The organism is Mycolicibacterium arenosum (genome assembly GCF_024320865.1).
GTDB classification, from domain to species: domain Bacteria; phylum Actinomycetota; class Actinomycetes; order Mycobacteriales; family Mycobacteriaceae; genus Mycobacterium; species Mycobacterium arenosum.
In genome coordinates, this window is sequence record NZ_JANDBD010000001.1 from 223520 (window position 1) to 238975 (window position 15456).

At 68.1% G+C, this 15456-nt stretch carries 16 protein-coding genes; 9 read left to right on the forward strand and 7 right to left on the reverse strand.

Features of this window, described 5'->3' with window-relative positions:
• Positions 1-3 precede the first annotated feature (3 nt).
• Positions 4-993: an NAD(P)H-dependent flavin oxidoreductase gene (locus NM203_RS01180; RefSeq protein WP_255057757.1), complete on the forward strand. Its 990-nt coding sequence runs from the start codon at positions 4-6 to the stop codon at positions 991-993.
• Between the two features lie 69 nt (positions 994-1062).
• Here NM203_RS01180 and NM203_RS01185 read toward each other — a convergent pair whose 3' ends face one another.
• Positions 1063-1185, reverse strand: coding sequence for a hypothetical protein (locus NM203_RS01185; protein WP_255057758.1), 123 nt, complete (start codon positions 1183-1185; stop codon positions 1063-1065).
• 84 nt (positions 1186-1269) lie between these two features.
• Positions 1270-1827 (reverse strand): DoxX family protein, encoded by a 558-nt coding sequence (locus NM203_RS01190; RefSeq protein ID WP_255057759.1) that lies wholly within the window; start codon positions 1825-1827, stop codon positions 1270-1272.
• 154 nt (positions 1828-1981) lie between these two features.
• Between NM203_RS01190 and NM203_RS01195 the strand changes: the two genes are divergently transcribed.
• The 4 genes from NM203_RS01195 to NM203_RS01210 all read left to right on the forward strand — a co-directional run bounded on the left by NM203_RS01195 (position 1982) and on the right by NM203_RS01210 (position 8952).
• The gene (locus NM203_RS01195) at positions 1982-4297 is read left to right on the forward strand and encodes an MMPL family transporter (protein ID WP_255057760.1); all 2316 of its coding nucleotides are present in this window, start codon (positions 1982-1984) and stop codon (positions 4295-4297) included.
• 1 nt (position 4298) lies between these two features.
• Complete coding sequence (locus NM203_RS01200; RefSeq protein WP_255057761.1) at positions 4299-4982, forward strand: TetR/AcrR family transcriptional regulator; 684 nt, start codon at positions 4299-4301, stop codon at positions 4980-4982.
• Positions 4975-5601, forward strand: coding sequence for a class I SAM-dependent methyltransferase (locus NM203_RS01205; protein WP_255057762.1), 627 nt, complete (start codon positions 4975-4977; stop codon positions 5599-5601). Before NM203_RS01200 ends, NM203_RS01205 begins: the two co-directional genes overlap by 8 nt.
• Before the next feature lie 75 nt (positions 5602-5676).
• Entirely contained in the window at positions 5677-8952 is a 3276-nt protein-coding gene (locus NM203_RS01210) for a bifunctional diguanylate cyclase/phosphodiesterase (protein WP_255057763.1), read from the forward strand.
• On the opposite strand, the gene NM203_RS01215 is transcribed toward NM203_RS01210, so the two are convergent.
• Complete coding sequence (locus NM203_RS01215; RefSeq protein WP_308212801.1) at positions 8949-9656, reverse strand: NAD-dependent deacylase; 708 nt, start codon at positions 9654-9656, stop codon at positions 8949-8951. The two genes, NM203_RS01210 and NM203_RS01215, sit on opposite strands and share 4 nt — an antisense overlap.
• 42 nt (positions 9657-9698) lie before the next feature.
• Between NM203_RS01215 and NM203_RS01220 the strand changes: the two genes are divergently transcribed.
• Complete coding sequence (locus tag NM203_RS01220) at positions 9699-10064, forward strand: Rv1152 family transcriptional regulator (RefSeq protein ID WP_255057765.1); 366 nt, start codon at positions 9699-9701, stop codon at positions 10062-10064.
• 12 nt (positions 10065-10076) lie between these two features.
• On the opposite strand, the gene NM203_RS01225 is transcribed toward NM203_RS01220, so the two are convergent.
• Together NM203_RS01225 and NM203_RS01230 are read right to left on the reverse strand one after the other, a co-directional pair.
• Positions 10077-10913, reverse strand: a complete 837-nt coding sequence (locus NM203_RS01225; protein ID WP_255057766.1) for a class I SAM-dependent methyltransferase — start codon at positions 10911-10913, stop codon at positions 10077-10079.
• A gap of 35 nt (positions 10914-10948) precedes the next feature.
• A complete protein-coding gene (locus NM203_RS01230) occupies positions 10949-11464 on the reverse strand; it encodes a DUF1697 domain-containing protein (protein WP_255057768.1) in 516 nt (171 codons plus the stop codon).
• Positions 11465-11530: 66 nt separating this feature from the next.
• On the opposite strand from NM203_RS01230, the gene NM203_RS01235 reads away from it, so the two are divergent.
• Positions 11531-11974, forward strand: a complete 444-nt coding sequence (locus NM203_RS01235) for a PPOX class F420-dependent oxidoreductase (RefSeq protein ID WP_255057769.1) — start codon at positions 11531-11533, stop codon at positions 11972-11974.
• A gap of 44 nt (positions 11975-12018) precedes the next feature.
• A complete protein-coding gene (locus NM203_RS01240; protein ID WP_255057770.1) occupies positions 12019-12222 on the forward strand; it encodes a DUF5302 domain-containing protein in 204 nt (67 codons plus the stop codon).
• Here NM203_RS01240 and NM203_RS01245 read toward each other — a convergent pair.
• Both NM203_RS01245 and NM203_RS01250 read right to left on the reverse strand, forming a co-directional pair.
• Positions 12172-13500 (reverse strand): acyltransferase family protein, encoded by a 1329-nt coding sequence (locus tag NM203_RS01245; RefSeq protein ID WP_255057771.1) that lies wholly within the window; start codon positions 13498-13500, stop codon positions 12172-12174. The genes NM203_RS01240 and NM203_RS01245 overlap by 51 nt on opposite strands.
• Before the next feature lie 24 nt (positions 13501-13524).
• Positions 13525-14724 carry an MFS transporter gene (locus NM203_RS01250; RefSeq protein ID WP_255057772.1) on the reverse strand — a complete coding sequence of 400 codons (1200 nt, stop codon included), beginning with the start codon at positions 14722-14724 and terminating at the stop codon, positions 13525-13527.
• 139 nt (positions 14725-14863) lie between these two features.
• Between NM203_RS01250 and NM203_RS01255 the strand changes: the two genes are divergently transcribed.
• Positions 14864-15439, forward strand: a complete 576-nt coding sequence (locus NM203_RS01255; protein ID WP_255057773.1) for an HhH-GPD-type base excision DNA repair protein — start codon at positions 14864-14866, stop codon at positions 15437-15439.
• The last annotated feature ends 17 nt before the right edge of the window (positions 15440-15456 follow it).

The following is a 15456-nucleotide window of genomic DNA, read 5'->3' on the forward strand; positions in this document are numbered from 1 at the left end:
CGCATGGGCATCACGACGAAGTTCACCGAGGTCTTCGGGGTCGAGCACCCCGTCGCACAGGGTGGCATGCAGTGGGTCGGCCGCGCGGAACTCGTTGCGGCCGTGGCGAACGCGGGCGGGCTCGGGTTCATCACCGCGCTGACGCAGCCCACGCCCGCGGATCTGAGCCGGGAGATCCAGAAGACGCGCGATCTGACCGACAAGCCGTTCGGCGTCAACCTGACGATCCTGCCGTCGATCAACCCGCCGCCGTACGACGAGTACCGCCAGGTCATCGTCGACGAAGGCGTCAAGATCGTCGAGACAGCGGGCTCCAACCCGGCTCCGCACCTGCCGATGTTCCACGACAACGGCATCAAGGTGCTGCACAAGTGCACCTCGGTCCGCCACGCGGTCAAGGCGCAGAGCCTCGGTGTCGACGGCATCAGCATCGACGGCTTCGAGTGCGCGGGTCACCCCGGCGAGGACGACATCCCCGGCCTGGTGCTGATCCCGGCGGCGGCCAAGCAGATCGAGATCCCGATGATCGCCTCCGGGGGATTCGGCGACGCCCGTGGTCTGGTGGCGGCCCTGGCACTGGGTGCCGACGGCATCAACATGGGCACGCGCTTCATGGCGACCGCCGAATCGTGCATCCACCAGAACGTCAAGGAGGCGATCGTCGCCGGTGACGAGCGGGGGACCGAGTTGATCTTCCGCACGCTGCACAACACGGCGCGGGTGGCGAGCAACACGGTGTCGCGCGAGGTGGTCGAGATCCTGAAGCGGGGTGGTCAGTTCGAGGACGTCAAGGATCTGGTCGCCGGTGTGCGCGGGCGCAAGGTGTTCGACGACGGCGACCTCGACGCCGGCATCTGGACCGTCGGCACGGTCATGGGTCTGATCGACGACATCCCGACCTGCCACGAGCTCATCAGCCGCATCGTGTCCGGGGCCGAGGAGATCATCGCCGACCGACTCGGCGGCATGATCAAGACTCGAGCCTCGGTCTAGCTAACTGCCGTAAGACGCCAAGAAGCCGTCGACGCACTGCGTCGGCGGCTTCTTGCTCTAGTCTCCCGCTCAGACAGCGGCGGCGAGGTCTGGGAACTGCTCGGTGGTGTCACCTTCGACGAGGTAATCCCCGTGGTAAAGGGCCTCGAAATCAACTTTGATGACATCTGCATTGGTGTCGTCGATCCACATGTACTGGACAGTAACCTTCACGATTAAGGAATCTTTGAGTCACGATTCTGAAAACCGTGGCAATTCTTACCCACGGGTAGGTTGCTAACCCGCCGGGTTCGTGAGGTGCAGCGGGTTCGTGCCGTTCAGCAAGATCCACGTGGCAACCGCCGCGGCGACGGCGACGATGAACAGGAAGACGCTGACAAGGCCGGGCCAGCGGTGCCGACCGAAGAACTTCGCGTCCAGCGAGTAGGCGCCCGCACCCGCGAAGAGCAGGGTCAATGCGCCGAACGCCGTGAGGAACGGCACGTTGAAGGGCTCCGACCAGAACGCCGCGCCGGACACGTTCACCAACCAGGCGTCGATCATCGCGGCCACGATCGCGCAGGCGGCGAGCGGCGTCAGCAAACCAAGCAGAAGCAGCACGCCGCCGGCGGTCTCGGCGATGGTGACCATCGCCGCGGCGAAGGTCGCCATCCGCCATCCGCCCTGCTCCATGAAGTCGACGGTGGTGGTGAAGTCGAGAGCCTTGATGAGGCCGGCCTGGATCATCGTCGCGCCGACGGCGAAGCGGAGCAGCAGTAGGCCGAGGTCGGTCAGCGCGTACGGGTTCCTAGGCGTGTCGATGACCGGCGCGCTGGACGTGTCGTAAGAAGCCATGGGTTCAACCCTAAGCCGCTGTGAGATCGCTTGGAGAGTTCGCGAATGTGAACATTCCGTCGCCGCGTGCCGTGATACCCAGAACCGGACGCGTTGACGCCGCTGAGTTATCGCTGATAACTTACCGTCGATACTCTGCTGGAGGAGGGTCGCTGTGCTGCACCGAATCGCGCTGCTGGCGATCGCCGCGCCGCGCCGGATTCTCGTCGTCGCGGCCCTGGTCATGGTCGCCGCCGCGGTCTTCGGGATCCCGGTCGCGAAGAGCCTGTCGGCGGGCGGTTTCCAGGACCCGTCGTCGGAGTCCGCGCAGGCGACGGCGCTGCTGACCGAGAAGTTCAGGCAGGGCGACATGCAGATGCTCGTCACGATCACCGACCCCGACGGCGGCGTGCGCGGCGCACCGGCCAGGGACATCGCCACCGAGATCGTCGACCACCTCGCGAAGTCGCCGCACGTCGCCGACGTGACCTCCGCCTGGACCGTGCCGCCGCAGGCGGCGGCCCAACTGACCAGCAGGGACGGCAAGACCGGCCTCATCGTCGCGGGCATCACCGGCGGCGAGAACGACGCCCAGAAGTACGCGCAGGCATTGATCGACGACTTGGGCGGCTCGGTCTACGACCGCGCCGGAATCACCGTGCGGGCGGGCGGTTCGGCGATGGTCTACTCGCAGATCAACGCCCAGACGGAGCGGGATCTGCTGCTGATGGAGGCCATCGCGATTCCGCTGAGCTTCCTGGTCCTGGTGTGGGTCTTCGGCGGCCTGGTCGCCGCCGCGCTGCCGATGATCGTCGGCGGCTTCGCGATCGTCGGGTCGATGTCGGTGCTGCGCCTGATCACGTTCACCACCGACGTGTCGATCTTCGCGCTCAACCTCTCGACGGCGCTGGGCCTCGCGCTGGCGATCGACTACACGCTGCTGATCATCAGCCGCTACCGCGACGAACTCGCCGACGGCAGATCCCGCGAGCAGGCGCTGATCCGGACGATGTCGACCGCGGGCCGGACCGTGTTGTTCTCGGCGACGACTGTCGCGCTGTCGATGGCCGCGATGCTGCTGTTCCCGATGTACTTCCTGAAGTCCTTCGCGTACGCGGGCGTGGCGACGGTCGCGTTCGGCGCCGCGGCGGCGGTGATCGTCACGCCGGCGGCCATCTGGTTCCTCGGCGATCGGCTCGATGCGCTGACCATCCGCGGGTTGTTCCGCAAGTCGATCGATACCTCTCCCAAGCCGGTGGAGCGTCAGTTCTGGTACCGCTCAACCAGATTCGTCATGCGCCGCGCCGTGCCGATCGGCCTGGCGGTGGTCGTGCTGCTGCTCGCGCTCGGCGCCCCCTTCCTCAACGTGACGTGGGGCTTCCCCGACGACCGGGTGCTGCCCACGTCCGCGTCGGCGCATCAGGTCGGCGACCAGCTGCGCAACGACTTCGCCGACGACTCGTCCACCGCGGTCAACGTCGTCGTGCCGGATGCGACCGGGATCGACACCGCCGACTACGAGCGCTACTCGGTCGAACTGTCGCGGGTGCCCGACGTGACGTCGGTGACCGGGCCGGCGGGCACCTTCGTCGCAGGCAGGCAGGTCGCCCCGCCGCCCCCGCAGGGTTACGTCGCGGACGGCAGCGCTTTCCTCGCGGTCGGCAGCGACGCCCCGCTGTTCTCCGAGGCGTCGGAGGATCAACTCGACCGAGTGCACGCCATCGCGGGGCCGGGGGATCGCGACGTCCAGGTCGCGGGTATCGCCCAGATCAACCGCGACAGCGTCCAGGCCATCACCGAGCGGCTGCCGTGGGTGCTGGGGCTGATCGCCGTCATCACGTTCGGGCTGCTGTTCCTGCTGACCGGCAGCGTCACGCTCCCGCTGAAAGCCCTCGTGCTGAACGTGCTGTCGCTGACGGCGGCGTTCGGCGCACTGGTGTGGATCTTCCAGGAGGGGCACCTCGGGGCGTTCGGCACCACGGCGACCGGAACGTTGGTGGCCAACATGCCGGTGCTGTTGTTCTGCATCGCGTTCGGCCTGTCGATGGATTACGAGGTGTTCCTGGTCGCCAGGATCCGCGAGTTCTGGCTGGAGCTGAAGGCCGAAGCGGGTCCGATGACGCGTGCGCAGGCCAGGGTCGTGAACGACGAGGCCGTCGCCCTCGGCCTGGCCAGGACCGGTCGTGTCATCACGGCGGCCGCGATCGTCATGTCCATCTCGTTCGCCGCACTGATCGCCGCCGAGGTGTCGTTCATGCGGATGTTCGGCGTCGGACTCACGCTGGCGGTGCTCGTCGACGCGACCCTGGTGCGGATGATGCTGGTGCCGTCGTTCATGCACGTCATGGGCGGCTGGAACTGGTGGGCCCCGAAGCCGTTGGCGCGGCTGCACGACCGGATCGGCATCAGCGAGGCCGGCCCCCTCGACGACGGCATCGTCAGTCCGAAGCCCGACCGGTCGATGGTCGGCACAGAGGTGGAGACTCGATAGCGTGTCGGTCCAGCCCCTCAGACGTCGGCGGGCCCCCCGCGGCTCGGGTGATCGGCTGCGCGACGAGATCCTGGACGCCACCACCGATCTACTGCTCGAAACCGGACACGAGAAGGCGGTGTCCATCCGGTCGGTCGCGCAGCGCGTCGGTGTCACGCCGCCGTCGATCTACCTGCACTTCGCCGACAAGGAAGCGCTGCTCGACGCGGTCTGCGCCCGCTACTTCGAGCGTCTCGACGAGGTGATGCGCACCGCCGCCGACGATCAGCCGACCACCGTGGACCGGCTGTGGGCCCAAGGCATGGCGTACGTGCGGTTCGCCCTGCAGACCCCCGAGCTGTACCGGATCGCGACCATGGGGGAGCCGCGGCCCGGCAGCGACGTCGATGTCGCTCTGAACAGCTCGGCGTTCGTGCATCTGACCGACACCGTCCGGGCGCTGATCGCCGAGGGCGTCTATCCCGACGGCGACGTCACTGAGATGGCGTTGGAGCTGATGGCGGTGGCGCACGGCGTCGCGGCGCTGTTGATCTCGCGCCCCTACTTCCCTTTCGGCGACCACGAGGAGTTCGCCGACCGGGTGTTGCGGGCCGTGTGCGCGGGCCGAATCACCATGGGGGCGTTGGGGTTCGACACCAGACCGTCCGACGCAGTTGCACGGCTGAAGGGAACGCTCAATGGGTGAGGTCGACAACCCGTTCTTCGCGCGGCTGTGGACGCGCATGTCGAAGCGCGAGCCGGAGTCGGTCCGGGTGCTGCGGCGCGAGAACCTGGCGGGCCTGACCGGTCGCGTGCTCGAGGTCGGCGCGGGCACCGGAACCAACTTCGAGTTCTACCCGGACACCGTCGACGAGGTCGTCGCGGTCGAACCCGAGCGCAGGCTCGCCGACATCGCGAAGCAGGCCGCCGAGCGCGCCGCGGTCCGCGTGACCGTCACGACCGAGACCGTCGAGGACTACGCGTCCGACGAGCGGTTCGACGCCGTCGTGTGTTCGCTGGTGCTGTGCTCGGTCGGCGATCCGGACGAGGTGCTGCGGCAGCTGTTCAGCAGACTGCGCCCCGGTGGCGAACTGCGCTACCTCGAGCACGTCGCGAGCACCGGTGCGCGCGCCGGACTGCAGAAGGTCGTCGACGCCACGGTGTGGCCGCGGCTACTGGGCAACTGCCACACCCACCGGCACACCGAGCGGTCGATCAGCGCAGCGGGTTTCGTGGTCGACGACGCGCGGCGCGCGTGGATGTTCCCGAAGTGGGTGCCGATGCCGGTCGGCGAAACCGCGATCGGCCGCGCTCGCAGGCCCTAATCTCGGCGTTCATCCCCGCAAACGTGATCTTGACGGCACCCTGGTATTGACGCTTCCGTCAATCAGGGAGGTGGGATGGATCGAGTGTTGCGCCCCGCACTGTTGTTCGTGGCGTTTCCGCTGCTCTATGCGCTGTCCATCGTCGCCGGTCGGGCCTCCCGATTAGGCGGAGGCGAAGTGGCACTGGTGTGGCCGGCGGCAGCGGTGGCGATCATCTGGATACTGGAGGCGCAGCGCCGCGGGCCACGTGAGTGCGTCGTCCACCTCGTGCTTCTGGGCGTGTTGACCTTCGCGGTGAACATCGCCACCGGGGCCTCGGTGTCGCTCGCCGCCTGGTTCGTACTGGTCAACGTGGCCCTGGCCGTGGTGACGGTGGGGATCTTGACGCATCGGCGAGACAGGGCCGTCCTCCGCGACCCCGCCGACATGGCGCGCCTCATCGCGGCCATCGCCGCCGGAACCTGTTGCGCGGCCCTTCTGGCGACGGTGTTCCTGGTGCTGACCGCGGATCAACCGGTCTGGAAGACGTTCGGTCTCTTCGCAGTGCGCAACGGGGCCTCCGCGCTCCTCGCAGTGTCCATCTGGCTGCGACTTCAGGACGTCGCCTGGCGGCGGCCGCGTATGTCGGCGGCGCGTGCGGTGGAGGCGCTGCTGGCGGGGGGTGCCGTCGCGGCGATCTTCGTCGGGGTCTTCTGGCTGAACAACGGCGCCCCGATGGCCTTCCTCGCCCTGGTGCCCGCGATGGGGCTGGCACTGCGGTACAGCACGACGGCGAACTCGGTCTTCCTCCTGGCGGCGGGGACCTGGATCATCTTCGCCGCCCTCGCGAACAGGGGCGCCTTCATCGTCCTCGACATCGAGGCGCGTGCACTGCTGGCGCAATCACTGGTCTGCAGCCTGACGGTCGTCGTCCTGACGTTGTCCCTCTACCGCGATTCCCGCGTGCGGCTCATCTCGGAACTCGAGCAGGCACGTGATCAAGCGGATCGCAGTTCCGAACTGATGGGCGCGGTGCTCGACAGCATTCACGACAGCGTCGTCGTCGTCGATCCGGCCGGAGCGGTCGTCGTGCAGAACGCCCGTGCGGCGAACTCGGGCCTCGTCGATGACGTCGTCGCGATCGCGCCGGGGTCGTCGCGTCCCGTTCCGCACGACGTCGTCATCACCGCAGACGACGCCAGGGTCATCGAGCTGACGACCGCCCCCCTCGCGCCGGCGTCCTTTTTCAAGGTCATGGCCTTCCGGGATGTCACCGAGCAACGCACCAACGCACGGTCGCTGCGCGAGGCACGCGACCTGTTCTCCGGAGTCCTGCAGGCGGTCTCCGAGCAGGCGATCATCGGTACCGACCCCTCCGGACGCATCACCGTGTTCAACAACGGCGCGGAGCGACTCCTCGGATGGTCGTCCGAGGAGATGCTCGGCCGCACGCCATTGGACTTCCACCTCGACACCGAGGTCTGCGCGAGGGCGGCCGACATGGGCATCCCCGCCGGGTTCGAAGTGTTCGTGCACAACGTCACGGCCGACGTCGCCGAAGTGCGCGAATGGACGTACGTCCGACGCGACGGCGCTCACGTCGCCGTCAGCCTGGCGGTGTCACGGATGACGGCTGAGGACGGCAGCTGTGCGGGATACATCGGGGTGGCCACCGACATCACCGAACAGAAGGCGGCCAAGCACGCTCTCGCCGAGAGCGAAGAGCGCTTTCGGCTGGCCTTCGACACCGCTCCCATGGGCATGTTCATGTTCGAGGTGACGGCGCCCCGCACCGGATGCGTAACGCGATGCAATCAGGCGATGGCGGACATCCTCGGCGGCTCGACGGCGCAGGTCCTCGAGATGACCGCGAGCGGGCTCGGTTTGGAACGCCTCCTCTCATTGGGGGTGGGCGAGGCATTCGACGCGGAGATGTCGTTTCGACGCGCAGACGGCGGAACGGTGTGGGGTGCGGTCTCGTCCTCGGTGGTGGCCCCCCGAGGACGCGATCCCTACGGGATATGTCTGGTCGCGGACATCACCGGCCGCAAGCTCGTCGAGGACGAACTGCACCGCATGGCGCTGCACGACCCGTTGACCGGCCTGGCCAATCGCGCACTGCTCGTGGACCGAATCGAGCACGCGCTGGCCGGCGCGGGACACGAGAATCCCGCCGGGGTCGGCCTGATCTTCCTCGACCTCGACGGGTTCAAGACGGTGAACGACACCTGGGGCCATGCGCAGGGTGATGAGGTCCTCAAAGTCGTGGCGCAACGGATCATGGGCTCGATTCGGTCGGGAGACACCGCAGCCCGGCTGGGTGGGGACGAATTCGCGGTGCTCTGTCCCGACGTCGCCGGCGTCGTCCAACTGGAGAGGGTGGCCAAGAGGATCCTTGCCGAACTCCGTCGGCCCGTCGGACTGGCCGACGGGGGAACCTACGACCAACTCTCGGGCAGCGTCGGCGTGGTGACCGCGAACAGGGCGTCCACGGCGGGAAGCCTCCTCCAGCGTGCCGACACGTTGATGTACCAGGCGAAACGAAATGGCAAGGACTGCATCACCATTGACGAATCACCCGCGGAGGCGGACAGCTTCTGCGCGGTGGGGCTAATCCCCGAGTTGGCGAGGGCCGTCGAGCGCGCCGAGTTCATCGTCCACGTGCAGCCGATCGTGGATCTCCGAACCGGCGACTGCGTCGCAGTGGAAGCGCTCGTGCGTTGGCGCCATCCGGAACGGGGGGTGCTCACCCCCGACGACTTCCTGGCCGTCGCCGAATCCTCGCACTACATGTCCGCCATCGGACGGCAGGTGCTCAACGAAGCGTGTCGACAAACGCGACAGTGGACCGGCCTGATGGCCGACGCCGCCGTTCACGTCAACGTCTCGGGCAGACAACTGGAACTGGGCGATTTCCGCGCTGACGTCCTCAACGCGCTCGCGAGGACCGGGCTACGCCCCGACCGGCTGGTCCTCGAGCTGACCGAGACACACGCAGGGCGAGTGGCGGAGTCCGCGAAGGCCGATTTGGAGCGACTGCGTCAGATCGGCGTGCGCGTCGCCATCGACGACGTCGGCACCGGCTTCAGCGGCCTCGCCAAGATCGTGGACCTCCCCGTGGACATCCTCAAGATCGACAAGCAGTTCGTTCACGGGCTGGGTCGTGACCCGCGGTGCGAGGCGATCACCAAGGCGGTGCTGAGCTTGGGCTCGAGTTTGGATATGACCGTCATCGCCGAGGGGATCGAATCGCGTTCACAATGCGAACTACTCACCGAGTGGGGGTGTGCGCTGGGGCAGGGTTACCTGTTCGGGCATCCCGTGGCCGCAACCGAGGCGATGACCGCGAACGGCTGTGCGCACCACCCCTAGCCGAGCAGCGCCGGCAGCCGCTGGAGCAGCTCCGGCAGCGCGGTGGCCGCCGTTTCGCGCAGCGAGAGCGTCACGCTGCCCGACAGCGGCGTCGGCTCGGGGTTGACCTCGATGACGGGGATGCCGGATTGGATCGCCAGTTCGGGCAGGCTGGCCGCCGGGTAGACGACGGCGGACGTGCCGACGACGATCGCGACGTCGGAGGCCACCACCGCCGCCACTGAGCGGTCCCACGCCACGGCGGGCAGTTGCTCACCGAACCAGACCACGTCGGGCCGCACCAGGCCGCCGCACGCGCACACCGGCGGCTCGACGGTCTCGACCGGCTCCGGCATCTCGGGCATCGGGCCCTCGTAGGTGGATTGGCAACGGTCGCAACGGAAGTGGAAGAGGCTGCCGTGCAGGTGGTGGACCTGCGTACTGCCTGCCCGCTCGTGTAGGTCGTCGACGTTCTGGGTGACGACCTGGACGTCGGCGTAGTCCTGCCAGGCGGCGACGGCCCTGTGCCCGTCGTTCGGCTGGACCGCCTTCATCATGTAGTGCCGCCACAGGTACCAGGCCCACACCCGCTCGGGGTGGCGCCGCCAGCCGTCCGAACTGGAGATCTCGTAGGGGTCGGTGGTGGCCCACAACCCGGTCTCGACATCGCGGAAGGTGGGGACACCGCTCTCGGCTGACATCCCCGCGCCGCTGAGCACTGTCACTAGCACGCCACCAAACTAGCCGGTTTTTGTGATACTAGGCACGTGGCCAATCTGGGGGATTGGGTCCGGGTGGATTCGGAGGCGGCACGTCCGCTCTTCGATCAGCTTCGGACTCAGATAATCGGGGGAATCAGAGACGGCAGGCTTTCACCGGGCACGCGTTTGCCAACGGTGCGCGAGCTTGCCGCCGAATTGAAGATGGCGGTGAACACCGTCGCGCGCGCGTATCGCGAGCTCGAGGGTGCCGGCGTCGTCGAAACGCGGGGGAGGTTCGGCACTTTCGTCGCACGAGCCGATCCGGCGGACGCCGCGATGGCGGCGGCCGCGCACGCCTACGCGGAGGCGGCGCACTCGCTCGGTGTCGAGCGAGCCGCGGCGCTGCGCTACGTGGAGGCGGCGTTCGGTTAGCTGGCTGACGAGCTAGCCGAATTCCAGCAGCGTCACGGTGGGGCGCACGGGGTCGAACAGCGAGAGACGCTGCACGGCCCAGCCGATGGTGTTCCACAGCCGTCCTCTGCCCTCGGGCATCGGGATGTCGTGGACACCGCGGACGCCGGGCACGGTGTTCACGAGGTCGGCGGCCTGTGCCGGCGACATGCTGAACGGCATCGGCGGCACCCGGTAGCGCTTGGATGTGCGGACGCCGCGGCTGATCAGTTTGGCGAACCACGCGGGCGGCAGGTCGAACATCATCCGGCCGCCGGGGAAGCGCTGCGCGCATGCGGCGATGAGGCCGAGCGCCTCCTCGGGTTGCAGGTACATCAGCAGCCCCTCGGCCGTGATGAACACGCCGTTGCTGTCGTCGACGAGATCCATCCAGCTGTAGTCGAGCGCCGACTGGGCGCACATCGACACCCGCTCGTCGGGCGGCAGCAGCTGCTCCCGCAGCGCGATCATCTGTGGCAGATCGACTGACAGCCAACGGAATCGGTGCCCGACACCCGAGTTGTCCAGACGGTGGAAGCTGGTCTGCAGGCCCTCGGCCAGCGCGACGACGGTCGCCGCCGGGTGGTCGACGAGGTAGCGACGGGTCTCACGGTCGAAGGCCAACGCGCGCACCGCCATGTCCTGCCGCTTGGTGAAGCCGAACTTCGAGAAGTCGTAGTCGATGGCGTCGACCATGGTGACGGCCATCGGGTCGAGGATGATGCCGTCGGTTCTGCGCGCCTCGCTAGCGCGTACCGCGAGCGTCATCAACGCCGTCTCGGGCACGCCCGACAGCACCGGATCGATCTTCTTGGCGGAGGGGGAGCTCATCCGTCCGACGGTACCGAAGCGCGGATACGCCCAGTTCAGCGCAGTATCTTCTCGACCGTGCGCAGGTTGCGCGTCGTGGTCGACGACTTGTAGCGCCTCGTGCCCATCGTCCTGCCGATCGCGCTGCCGAGCGTGCTGTTCTTCGGCACCTGCCAGTAGACGACCCCCTCGCCGCGCTCGATCCGCTCGCCCTCGCCGGGTTCCAAGTCGGCGAGTTCGTCGAGGACGTCCGGGTCCGAGACGAACGTGACGTACGACTGGACACCGTCGACGTCACGCTCGAAGGGGAACGCCTGTGAAATGGCGGCGATCGCGTCGATCGGGTAGGCGAGCACCCACGCGTCGTAGCCGAACGTGTCGCGCAGTGCCTTCTCCGCCTTCTTCCGCACCTCGGCCACCCCGGAGCGGCTCGTCAGCAGCACGTTGCCGCTGGCGAGGATGGTCGTGACGTCGGTGAAGCCGGCGTCGGTGAACGCCTCGGCCACCGCGGCCATCTTGAGGTTGATCCCGCCGACGTTCACGCCGCGCAGCAGCGCGGCGTACCGCGTCATCGGAACTCCGCATCGAACACGGTCACATCGCCACTGTAGGGCGGCGGCAGTCGTACGCTCGTTGTTATGACCCGGCGGGTGCTGGACGACAAGCTGTTGGCCTTGATCAGTGGCAACACGTTGGGGGTGCTCGTCACCGTCAAACGCGACGGCAGGCCGCAGCTGTCGAATGTGGTGTATCACTTCGATTCTCGCGCCGTGGCGATCGAGGTGTCGGTGACCGAGCCGCGGGCCAAAACCCGCAACCTGCGTCGCGATCCGCGAGCCTCGCTCTACGTCCGGTCGGACGACGGGTGGGCGTACGCCGTGGCCGAGGGGGACGCCATCCTGACCCCGCCCGCGGCGGCCCCGCACGACGACACCGTCGAGGCGTTGGTCGCGCTGTACCGCAACATCAGCGGTGAGCACTCCGACTGGGACGACTACCGCAGGGCGATGGTCGACGATCGCCGGGTGCTGCTGACGCTGCCCATCAACCATCTGTACGGGCTGCCCCCCGGCGTGCGCTGAAACATCCGCGACACGAAGCTCCGCCGCAGGCTACGGTTAGCGCCATGGCCACCGACGAGCGCTCGCGCGAGGAGCATTCAGCCGAAGAACCCGAGGACGAGCAGAAGCGCAAGTTCCGCGAGGCGCTGGAACGCAAGAAGGCCAATGCCGGCGGCGGCTCCGAGCACAAGGACGGCGGACGCAAGCACGGACCGCGCTCAACGGGTCCTGCAGAGGCTCACCGGGAGTTCCGTCGTAAGAGCGGCTGACGCCAGCGCCCTAGCTGCGACCAGTCCGGTCAGCAGGACGGCGACGCACCACAGGCCCTGATCCTTCAGGCCCCACGCGCACGACGCCAGCGTCGCCGCGCCCGCGATGCACAGCAGCGCGCCGACCGCTGCGCTGCGCAGACCGGGCCGCGGCACGAACCCGCCGTCCCACAGCGGCAGCGGGTTGTTCTCCAACGGCCGCAGCGCGATGAAGGTCACCGACATGGCGACCGTCATGATCGCCAGCTGCACGATGCTGAGCAGCACCAGGTGCGGCTGGCCCGGGTAGCGCGGCAGACCCAGGTAGTCGAACGCCAGGTGCATGCCCAGCAGGAGCGGCATGTGCCACAGGTACAGCGTCATGGCGCCCGAGTTGCCGATGACGGCCAGCCGCCACACCGCCGGCCGCGCCGCCCACCGGGTGATCGCCGGTGCGGCGGCAATCGCGAACGCGCACAACATGATCGCGTGCCCGGCGAGCAGCAGGGACGGCGGCGTCATGTTGCGCACGCCGTCGGCGTCGATGCCGACGAGGCTCAGCTGGTACGGGCCGAACCAGTGCAGCGCGACGTTGACGACGAACATCGCGCAGCCCAGCGCGAGCGCCGGCCGCGGCCGCAGCAGCCCGCGCCGGTAGGCCACCCCGAGCATGCCGGGGATGAGCCAGGCGGTGAAGTTCACCCACGCCAGACCGGACCAGCCGGGCGCGTCGATGCGCACCACGTCGACGACGGCGATCACCCCGTACGTCGCGGCGACCGCGGTCACCAGTCGCGCCGTGGTGGTGATGCGCGTCAGCAGTGGAACCGCGGCGAGCACCAGCACGTAGGCGCCGAGGAACCAGAGCAGCTGGATGCTGATGCCCGCGACCGGTTCGTAGACGTGAATCGGCAGCAGGTGGGACAGCACGGCCAACGCCGCGGCCCAGAAGGCGAGGTAGTAGAACACCGGCCGGTAGAGCCGCGTGCAGCGCTTGAGCAGCCAGCCGCCCCAGCTGGAGCCGGGGTGGTAGGAGTTCACCGACGCGGCCACGCCCGCGAAGAAGAACAGCGGCATGATCTGGAACACCCACGTCAGCGCCTGGAAGATCCACGACGTGGTCAGCAGGTTGCCCCAGTGGAAGACGTCGTCGGTGATGACACTGGTCGCCATGATCGTGTGGCCGGCCACCACACCGACGAGCGCGGCGATGCGAATGACGTCGATGGCCCTGTCCCGGTCGGCCGGGGTGCTCGCGTCGATGTCGGCTGCGGAGGGGAAGAGCCGTGAATTCGTCATGTGCTGAACCTAAGCGGGGACGGCCTAGGTAGTTCTGCTCAAGTTCCGGCTCCGCGATTCCGTCCAGACGATCAGAGCCAGGCACAGCGAGACCAGCACGGCGGCTGCAACCGCGAATGCCACGCCCGCCTCGCGCAGCCCCCAGATCTGGGCCGCGAAGCCGTCGCCGATCACGGGCAGCGAGATGCCCACGTAGGCGACGACGAAGTAGGTCGAACTGACTTCGGCGAGGCGCTGCTGCGGGGTGCGTTCGGCGATGGCGGCGAGACCGCGGCCGAAGCTGATGCCCTGGCCGACACCGGCGATCACCCCGGCGGCGATCAGCGCGGGCAGCGACGCGACCCACAGCGCCGCGGCGAGCACCGCCAGCCCGACGATCAAGACCGCGCTGCCGACGGCGACGGCGAGCCGGGGCGGGATCCATACCGCGAACAGCTGGGTCACAGCGGACGCGCCGAAGATCGTCGTCACCATGAAGCCGCCGAGGAAGTGGTTCGGGATGCCGATCTCGAGCGCGACGAACGTCGGCACGACGGCGTTGAACAGGCCCATCACCGCGAAGCCGCAGAACGCCGCAATGGCTGCCGGTACGAAGACCGCGCGCGCTTCCCGCGGCACCGCTAAGCGCTGAAACCCGATGCGACCCTGTCGCTTCGAGGTCTCCGGCACCACGGCGACGGCAACGGCGGCCAGTGTCAGCAGGGCCAGGTGCAGGACGAACGAAAGGTGAAGCGGCGACGGGGCGTACTGCACCAATGCGCCGGCGATGAACGGGCCGAGTCCCAGCCCGCCGATGTTGGCCATCGACGCCACCGCGGCGGCGCGGCTCTTCCACTCCTCCGGTGCGGCTTCGATGACCGCCGCCGTCGCGGTTCCGGTGAAGAGACCCGCCGACAGCCCGGACAGCACCCGGCCGATCAGCAGCACGCCGACGGAGTCGGCCACCAGGAACACGATCCCGCTGAGCACCGCGAACCCGATGCCCGCGAACAGCACGGGCCGTCTACCGACGGCGTCGGACCAACTGCCGAACACCAGAAGCGCCGCCAGCACGCCGGCCGCGTAGGTCGCGAACACCACGGACGTGGTCAGCACCGCGAAGTGCAGGCGCTCCGCGTACAGCGCGTACATCGGACTCGGCATGGTGGTGCCGATCATCACCGCGGCGAAGGCGTAGGCCAGCAGCGGAAAGGCGAATCGTCCGGTGGTCGGGCGGGCTGTCACCTCTCGAGTCTTGAGCACGTGCAGTGCCAACGCCGAATCGGCGTTGCCGCTTCCCTGTTACTGAACCGGGCAGGGCCGATGACTCCCTGAGCGGCCGGCTCCGGGTTCAGGTTGTACGCGAGCGTCCTAAACTGGGCGAATGGCGAAGTTGCAGCTGGTTCAGGATCCCGCCGCCGACGCTCTGCTGGAGTCGAATCCGCTGGCGTTGCTCATCGGCATGCTGCTCGATCAGCAGATCCCCATGGAGGTGGCCTTCGCCGGACCGAAGAAGCTCGCCGATCGGCTGGGTGGGCTGGACGCGCACCAGATCGCCGACTACGACCCCGAGGCGTTCATCGCGTTGTGCTCGGAACGCCCCGCGGTGCATCGCTTCCCGGGCTCGATGGGTAAGCGCGTGCAGACGCTGGCTCAGACGCTCGTCGACGAATACGGCGGTGACGCGGCGGCGGTGTGGACGGCGGTCGACCCCGACGGCGCCGAGGTGCTCAGGCGGATGAAGGCCCTGCCCGGTTTCGGCGACCAGAAGGCGAGGATCTTCGTCGCGCTGCTGGGCAAGCAGTACGGCGTCACGCCGAAGGGCTGGCGCGAGGCCGCAGGGGACTACGGCAAGGCCGGGGTCCACATGTCGGTGGCCGACGTCGTCGACGGCGGCTCGCTGGACAAGGTGCGGTCCTACAAGAAGCAGGCCAAGGCGGCGGCGAAGGCGAAGCCCTAGATTCGGCGGGCAGGAGC